Here is a 4,277-nt window from a genome sequence, read left to right as displayed (position 1 = left end):
GAGAGCAGTGTACTTTCCATACTCTGAATATCAGTTTGACCATTAACCAAGTGGAAAGCTATATTTCCCGCTTCCTCTTCAGGTAACTGAATATTGAGTTTCTCATTTAAGTATTTAACTGCTTGTTGCGCAATAGAAAATTCATGCGGATAAAATCTTTTTACTTCGTATAACAATCTATTTTGGATTGAAATCCCTTTGTGAAAACGTTCGATGGCAAAGGTAATATGGTCCGTTAGAGTAAAAAATAGCTGTTCACTAAGTTTTCCCTTCAGGCTGGCATTAGCGTCACTCATAATATTCTGCACCAAAGATATATACTCTTCTGGCGTATTTTCGATCAACCTAACATATTCTCTACTGGTTTGATTTTTTTGTACCACATAGACTTTTTCTATTTTCCCAGCATCAATCGCATCACCAATTTTGCTATTAAATCCAATACCTTTCCCCATAACAATAACTTCATTATTGTTGGCATCGACAGATAAGACCAGGCTGTTATTCAATACTTTAATGACATCCATTTTTCTAGCCACCTCTGTCTTTGCGCCGCAATGACTTTATATCATGATTAGCCCGGTCTACCGGGCTGTCTAGTATGCCAACTGTTCATCTGCCGTGGGCGGTTCTCTGCCGCCCAGAATATCAAACTACGGTCAAAGATACTGACCATTTGAGGCAATGACTTGTTGATACCAGGTAAAACTGGCTTTTTTTATACGCCTTAGGTCGAGTAAATCATGTTCATTCCGATTGACATAAATAAAGCCATAGCGCTTACCATAGCCCTGATGCGTGCTGACAACATCAATAACAGACCACGGGCAGTAGCCCATTAGCTCTACACCATCGCTGATAGCCAACTGCATTTGTTCTATATGTTTACGCAGAAAATCAATACGATAGTCATCGTTAATCTGATCGTCGCTTTGCAGCGAATCCGGTGCGCCAATACCATTTTCGCTAATCAGGATGGGCAGATGGTAGCGCTCATACGTCTTACGTAACGTGAGACGTAACCCAATGGGGTCGACCACCCAGCCATAGCGGGTTTTATCCACAAACGGATTTTCTGCTGCGCGATACACGCCCGGTTCACCCAACATGATCTGCTGATCTCCGGCACGGGCCGTGATATCTGAAGCATCGCCCCGACTGGCAGCAATAGTCGCCGTCGAATAATAGTTAATTGCGACAAAATCCGGCCGCCCTTGTGACAAGATTTCACTGTCACCACTTTCCACCGTGGGCACTAATCCACGATCCTGCAAATAACGCCACGCCAACGCATTGTAACGACCATACACCGCCACATCGAGAAAACTCCAGCAGCGTAATGTTTCCCAGTTATGGGCTGCGATAGCATCTTGTGGTGCACAGGTTTCCTGATACATCGATGTGGTATTTATCGCCGGACCAATTTTACCTTCCGGGCACATTTGATGACACAACGCCATCACCTGCGCCTGTGCCAACATCATATGGTGACTCTGCTGATATAAGGATTTTTTATCCGGTAATTGACCATCGGGGGAGTACCAATTGCCCCAGGATGGAGGATCATGGTGTTCTGCTCATTAATCGTCAGCCAATATTTTACTTTGCTACCAAAATGGCTAAACAGCACTTTGGCGTATTCAACAAAGGCGTCAATCGTGGCGCGATGCCCCCACCCACCCTGCTGCTCCAGACAATAGGGCAAATCAAAATGGTAAAGTGTGACAACTGGCTCTATGCCGTAATGATTAAGTTCATCAATCAAATTCTGATAAAACGCGATCCCCGCAGGATTAACCGCCCCCGAACCATCAGGGATAATGCGGGTCCAGGCGACAGAAAATCGGTATGCCTTTAAGCCTAATTCGGCAAATAACTTAACGTCTTCTTTATAGTGATGGTAGTGGTCACTGGCGATTTTAAAATCTGCCGTCCCTGTTGGGTGCTGGCACATATCAATGACCGATGGACTTTTACCGTCTTCATCCCAGGCACCTTCAACCTGATAGGCAGAGGTGGAACCGCCCCAGAGGAATCCTGCTGGGAAGTTCTGTAATTGTTGATAAATCATAACCGCCCCCTAACCACGTGCACCCAGAGTAATAATCGGCTCACCAAACTGAGTTGGCCCGCTAGCTGCACTGCTAACCTGCGAATACGCATCACTGTTTACAATCAATACCGGTGTGACGATATCGTAGCCTGCCTGAGTAATGGCGCTGATATCAAAACTCACCAGCAGGTCGCCCACCATGACACGATCCCCCACTTGCAGCGTCGAACTGAAGTACTGACCATTTAAGTTGACGGTATCAATACCGATATGAATCAAAACCTCAGCCCCGTCGTCTGATTTAATTCCGACAGCATGTTTACTGGGTAAGAACGTCATAATTTCACCTGTTACTGGGGCGCGCATTTCCCCCACATCAGGGATAATAGCCACCCCCTGCCCCAACAATCCCAGAGAAAACACATCATCGTTAACCTGACCTAATGGGATTAATTTTCCGCTTAATGGGCTACTTATGACTGCCGCCTGAGCCGCTGTCCCCGGAGTTCTCGCCACGGAGGCAGGCAAGGGAACGTTATCACTTTCATCAACTTGCGCTTGTTCATCTACCGGGTCTTCAAAGCCCAATACCCAGGTCAGGGCGAAAGTGACCACAATAGCAATCACGCAGGTTATTAATGCGTGCACAATGTTCATTGGGTTTTCGCCAATAAACGCCGGTAATGCAGCCAGCCCTGGTGATACAAAGGCGTAACGCACCACACCACTTAACCCCGCATAAACACCGGCGCAGCCCCCACCGATCATTGCCGCCACCAGCGGGCGTTTCAGCTTCAGGGTCACGCCATATAATGACGGCTCGGTTATTCCCAAAAGTGCAGTGAAGCCTGCTGAAGATGCCAGTTGTTTCAAGTTCTTATTCTTCGTTTTGAAGGCGACACAGAGTGTCGCCGCCCCCTGAGCAATATTGGATGCCAACATACCGGGGCCATTGATCATCTCATAGCCTTGCTTAGTCAATTGCATGGTTGCAATCGGGGTCATGGCCCAAGCCGTGCCCGTAATAACCAAGAAGGGTTGCAGCGCCCCCATTAGCATGGGAATAAGCCAACTGGCTTTCGTGTTTATAATGGCAGCACCACTGCCCACCATATCATTAAGAAAGANACCAAATGGCCCGATCACGACTAATGCCAAAGGAGCAGTAATCAATAATATAATCATTGGCTTGGTAAAAAATTTAATCATCGAGGGCGAAATTCGCTCGGCAAAGCGCTCGACATAAGACATCAACCAAACGGTAAAGATAATCGGTAATACCGAACCGGCATAATCAGCCAATCTAACCTGAATACCGATAAAGCTAACTGCGTCACCTTTTACCAACATTTGTGCCAAATTCGGGTGTAACAGTGCCCCGGCAATCGTCATTGCCAAAATAGGATTACATTCAAACTTAATCGCGGCACCATATGCCAGCAGAACCGGCAGGAAAAAGAATGCCGCATCCGCAATGGTATCGAGCAGCTGATAAGTGGTACTGCTAGCTGTAATCACACCGGTGAGTTTCAAAATTGCCAGCAACGCCTTAATCATCCCGGCTCCGGTAATAGCCGGAATGACAGGGGTAAAGGTGGTAGAAATCACACTGATTATCTGGCTGAAAATACCATTTTTGGTTTTATTTTTATTGCCCTGCTTCTCTGGTGTTGGCGCACTGCCAATTTCTTTCAATATCGTCCGATAGGTTTGCTGCACGTTGTTGCCGACAACTATTTGAAACTGGCCTCCTCGCTCGACCACACTGATCACACCCTCCAGTTTTTCAATCTGTTTAGCATCAACTTTAGTGTCATCGTTAAACTCAAAACGCAAGCGGGTGGCGCAATGTGTTAACTTACTGACATTATGCTTCCCCCCGATCAATGCTAAGATCTTCAATCCTAACTGCTGGTAATCCATCGCTATTCCCCTGAATTTATCACTTAAAAAAAAAACAAAAAAAAAGACCAAAACAAAAATGCACCCGCGGACGGGGGACACTTTTATTTTGGTCTTGCCTGCTTTACCAGTAACACGCCTCAATAAAATTATGGCAATAAATATAACTATTGCGCTATCAGTATCATCATTGAAGGTGAGAGAATGCAATATCATTCTCGGAAAACTGTGTGTTAGATCTCATATGGCATCTTACGCAGTACGCTTTATGCACAGCACTAAGTCGAGGCGATTCGAATAAGAGTTTCTGCAACTTACCTAT

2 protein-coding genes and 1 pseudogene are annotated in these 4,277 nt (G+C 45.9%); all 3 read right to left on the bottom strand.

Annotated elements, in window-relative coordinates; translation table 11 throughout:
* Positions 1-527 (bottom strand): PRD domain-containing protein (locus V1952_RS20305; RefSeq protein WP_420075416.1); only part of this gene is annotated, 527 nt, incomplete at its 3' end.
* A 132-nt stretch (positions 528-659) separates the two neighbouring features.
* Positions 660-2,071: pseudogene (locus V1952_RS20300) on the bottom strand (glycoside hydrolase family 1 protein).
* A 9-nt stretch (positions 2,072-2,080) separates the two neighbouring features.
* Entirely contained in the window at positions 2,081-3,976 is a 1,896-nt protein-coding gene (locus tag V1952_RS20295) for a beta-glucoside-specific PTS transporter subunit IIABC (protein ID WP_420075415.1), read from the bottom strand.
* Positions 3,977-4,277: the final 301 nt, after the last annotated feature.

The sequence above is a fragment of the Yersinia sp. 2542 StPb PI genome (assembly GCF_048593855.1).
Classification (GTDB): Bacteria; Pseudomonadota; Gammaproteobacteria; order Enterobacterales; family Enterobacteriaceae; genus Yersinia; species Yersinia enterocolitica_E.
Note: the sequence above shows the minus strand (reverse complement) of the source record. Positions and strands in the feature narration are given on the sequence as shown.